The organism is Bacillus sp. FAU20 (assembly GCF_056033865.1).
The window spans coordinates 1-2,275 of the sequence record NZ_JBVYHY010000028.1 but is presented as its reverse complement, the minus strand read 5'-3'; the positions used below and the strand labels follow the sequence as shown (position 1 = coordinate 2,275).

Genomic DNA, 2,275 nt, shown 5'->3' with positions numbered 1-2,275 from the left:
ATCCGTCCATTACAAACGCGTGAATTTGCTCACACTTACTTAGGTAAGAAAGGCGACTACATGCAAGGAATGATCGTCGGTGAGTACACGCTAGAAATGTTACAAGAAGCAGCCCACGCTAAGATTACGGGTCTTTCTACTAAAAGAAAATAATCGAAACTGATCGGCTAGGGCTTCGGCTCTAGTCGATTTTCATATATAGGAGGTCGTGGTATATGGATCGAATTGCAGAAGCAACGGAGCACATCGATGCTTACGTAATCAGCAATGAGGACTGGCACGACGCTGACGACGACAAAAGGGTTCGTCTTATGAATGCGGCAGATAGAACGCTAAAGAAAAAATTCAAGGGTAATACAATCCCTGATAACGCAATATACGAATTCGCGGCCTATTTAGCTATTGTTTACAACGACACGAACAAAATGCAGCAGCATGGTATTTTTTTATTCAGTGTTACGGGAGTAGGTCTTTCAATGTTTAAGAAAAACAATGTATCTAGTGCGGTAGGGCAGCCACTAAATGATCTTATTCCTGATAGTGTAGTTTAGCTTATTGAAGAAGTAAACGACGATCTACATGTATCAGGTCGTAATGTGGGGTGGCTTACGTAATGGCAATTGTACCATTAAAACAAACAGTCACTAGACGAAGAGCGGTCGGAGATCTTTACATGTGGGGGAAAACCCGAAGGGATCGAAGAAGCCGAACGTAACCGTCGTGCGGCTTGAAGCATTCCACACCACAACGATCGGAATAGTCGAGTGCACAAACCAACGATCGTTGTCGATCTGAAATTATTGCTAGACAAGTAGTGATATCGGTTACGAAGATGAAATCGAGTACGTCAACGAAGCAGGAACGATTTACAAAGGCAATCCAAAAACATACAATTCAGCGGGATTTCACTGGTAAGCTGTTGCTGACGGTGGTGTTTATTTAATGGCAGGTATTCACAATCGATTTTAGCAGCTTCGAATTAAAAGATGAATCGGATCGCAAACGACGTTAAACATTCGACTAAACAAGCTATGCAGGATTGCGTAGATGATCTCGCTAGGATCTCGTCAAATATTGCGCCTATCGATACGAGCAGTCTGACCTAAATCACATAAAAAGACCGTCAAACAACAAGGCGATCAAGTAATCGGAGAAGTTTCGTTCTAGGCATTTGGACGCGGTATTTTTAATTACGCAATAGCCATGCACGAATGGTCGTATACGCCGAGTTCTACGGGATCTTTTAACGGTTATGCGGTCGGTAGAAAGTATTTAGAGCTACGAATTAAAGGTGAGTCACAAAAGTACTTACAGTGGTTGGGCGAAGGTGTTCAGAAAGGATTGAGGTAGTATGTGAGCACAAGACGTTAAAACGTACGTCGAATCGATCATACCGAATACATACTACGCCTACACATATCCTACGAAGTCGAAAGATGAATGCGTCTTGATCGTACTACATGGCGGAGTGTATACACGAGAGACGGGCGAAGGCAGCCGACATTACAGTTCTTGAGTGCGTGGGAGCGTTGGCGATGTAGCAACGGCAGAAACGAAAGCGTACGAGTTGTACGAAGAATTCAAGTATAAAAAAGACGTTATGATCGGCGATTGGTCGGTCTCGAAAATACAAGCATTACAATCCCAACCGATATGGCCTATGGGGAACGGACGAAGCAAAACGTCCTATCTTTTCGCTAAACTTTCAACTAACTATCAGGGGGTAATAATTATGGCTAAATCAAACACAATCAATGTACCGATTGGTGCTGCCATCGTAGAATACGGTGAAGGACAGAGATGGTCAAATTCGATATCACGAAGGTGGGCATCTATTTCGGTGTATCTACATCTGTACAAGAAGTTACGGTCGATCAATACGGTGAGACGCCTGTGAAATCGATCATGAAAGGTCGTAAGGCTGAAACAACTGTACCATTCGCATTACACGATCTAAAGCGATTATCAAAAGTAATGCCAAACTCTAAATTCGTAGAGAGCGGGGAGAAGCAAGCGTTATTCGTATCTGCGCAAGCGGGATTCGATATGTTATCGACTGCGAAGAAAATGGTTATTAAACCGACTGCGCCTGACACTACGCCGAATGACTGGATCACTGTACCAAACGCAGCGGCGTCAGCTGATCCTGATTATACGTTCGATCCTGACAACGAGCGTATCGCAAATATCACATTCAATGCATTCCCTGAGGCGGACGGCACGTTATACATCTTAGGTGATGAAACTGTAAAAGAGAAAGAAACGGTAAAGGCTT

At 43.6% G+C, this 2,275-nt stretch carries 3 protein-coding genes; all 3 read left to right on the top strand.

Annotated features, from left to right (window positions below; translation table 11 throughout):
• Positions 1–153: an SU10 major capsid protein gene (locus tag AC0OM3_RS28155; RefSeq protein WP_474211384.1), complete on the top strand. Its 153-nt coding sequence runs from the start codon at positions 1–3 to the stop codon at positions 151–153.
• A 62-nt stretch (positions 154–215) separates the two neighbouring features.
• On the top strand, positions 216–551 hold the full coding sequence (locus AC0OM3_RS28150) for a hypothetical protein (protein WP_474213358.1): 336 nt from the start codon (positions 216–218) through the stop codon (positions 549–551).
• A gap of 1,249 nt (positions 552–1,800) precedes the next feature.
• A partial coding sequence (locus AC0OM3_RS28145) for a hypothetical protein (protein ID WP_474213356.1) occupies positions 1,801–2,275 on the top strand: 475 nt, incomplete at its 3' end.

Bases quoted from the DNA above. Each gene is read 5' to 3' on its own strand.
- AC0OM3_RS28150 (WP_474213358.1), top strand. From the start codon at position 216: ATGGATCGAATTGCAGAAGCAACGGAGCACATCGATGCTTACGTAATC.